The 1,291-nt window shown below is 43.1% G+C and carries 2 protein-coding genes; one reads left to right on the top strand and one right to left on the bottom strand.

Going from position 1 to position 1,291, the window contains the following annotated elements:
- Positions 1–219 precede the first annotated feature (219 nt).
- On the top strand, positions 220–669 hold the full coding sequence (locus tag H532_RS0114095) for a flavodoxin (RefSeq protein WP_027725980.1): 450 nt from the start codon (positions 220–222) through the stop codon (positions 667–669).
- A 170-nt stretch (positions 670–839) separates the two neighbouring features.
- Here the strand turns inward: H532_RS0114095 and H532_RS0114090 are convergent, their stop codons facing one another.
- On the bottom strand, positions 840–1,193 hold the full coding sequence (locus H532_RS0114090; RefSeq protein WP_281169049.1) for an MFS transporter: 354 nt from the start codon (positions 1,191–1,193) through the stop codon (positions 840–842).
- Positions 1,194–1,291: the final 98 nt, after the last annotated feature.

The following is a 1,291-nucleotide window of genomic DNA, read 5'->3' as shown; positions in this document are numbered from 1 at the left end:
CCTCTATTTTTACATCGAAAAATGGGGGAAAATTTTTTTTGACAGGTCTCGCAAAGTTTTGCGGGACAAGTTATTGCGGACAGCGCAATTAGCTCTGACTCATTAATTTACAAAAGGCTTCACAAGAAATTCATAAATTGATAATGATTATCATTACCGTTTCTAGCCTATAACCATTTATAATTAGATTAGGATAATGAATCCATGGGGGTAAAAAATATGGCACACTTCGTTATTGTTTATGCAAGCATTACTGGTAATACGGAAGCGATGGCTAAAGCTATCGCCGAAGGAATAAAACAGAATGGTTATCAGGTCGATCAAATCATCGCGTATGATGCCCATGCCTCCGACTTAAATCAATGTGATGGGGTCTTGATCGGAACATACACTTGGGGAACCGGGGAACTACCTGATGAAATGCTTGATTTTTATGATGAATTACAAGTCGTCGATCTATCAGGGAAAAAAGCGGCTGTCTTCGGATCTTACGACTCCTTGTATGGGGATGACGGGATTGCTGTGGACATCATGATCGAGGCTTTGACGAAACAAGGCGCTGACGTCATCGCTGACGGGTATAAAATTGAATTGACCCCGAACGCTGAACAACTGGAAGCGTGCGCCGCATTCGGCCGATGGTTTTCGGATCAAGTGGCACAAAAATAATCTACCGATAAACAAAACTTACCGATAACTATACCTTGAAAAACGCAAGTCTGACTTTGCTGCACTTATCCTTTTTCGTAAAAATTTTATCGATAGAAGTTGCCTATCGCAAAATTTTACTCAAAAAAATGGATTCGCACCGGATGATCCGCGCAGATCCATTTTTTTATTTATTTTACAATGTTATCAGCTGGCATGGCCATCGTGGGCTGATGGTTCAAGCGTTTCATATATTGATAGATGAGAATCCCTGCAGCAACCAGGAATAAAAGCGGAACCACACCAAGCAAAACACGGAAACCGATCACGGTTTGTGGACTTTGGACTTCTAAATTGGCGTTATAGCCGCTCACATCGAAAAACACGGCCATGACCACATATTGCAGAGACATGCCCAAACGCACGATAAAACCGTTCATGCCGAGGTACATCCCTTCGCGTCGGCGTCCGGTCAGCGCAGCATCCCGATCAATCACATCAGCAAGAAGAATCGTAAGCAGCACCATGAATCCCGAAACCGGAATCCCGAGCAGAAAACCATATCACGGTCATGGATGCTTTTACAATTAGGGCATGTCCATTCACGAACGGCCAGATCTTTTACCCTCTTGTTATGATAACC

The sequence above is a fragment of the Tuberibacillus calidus DSM 17572 genome, assembly GCF_000430685.1.
GTDB classification, from domain to species: domain Bacteria; phylum Bacillota; class Bacilli; order Bacillales; family Sporolactobacillaceae; genus Tuberibacillus; species Tuberibacillus calidus.
Note: the sequence above shows the minus strand (reverse complement) of the source record. Positions and strands in the feature narration are given on the sequence as shown.

Coding starts and splice junctions, on each gene's coding strand:
- H532_RS0114095 (WP_027725980.1), top strand. CDS start 220: ATGGCACACTTCGTTATTGTTTATGCAAGCATTACTGGTAATACGGAA.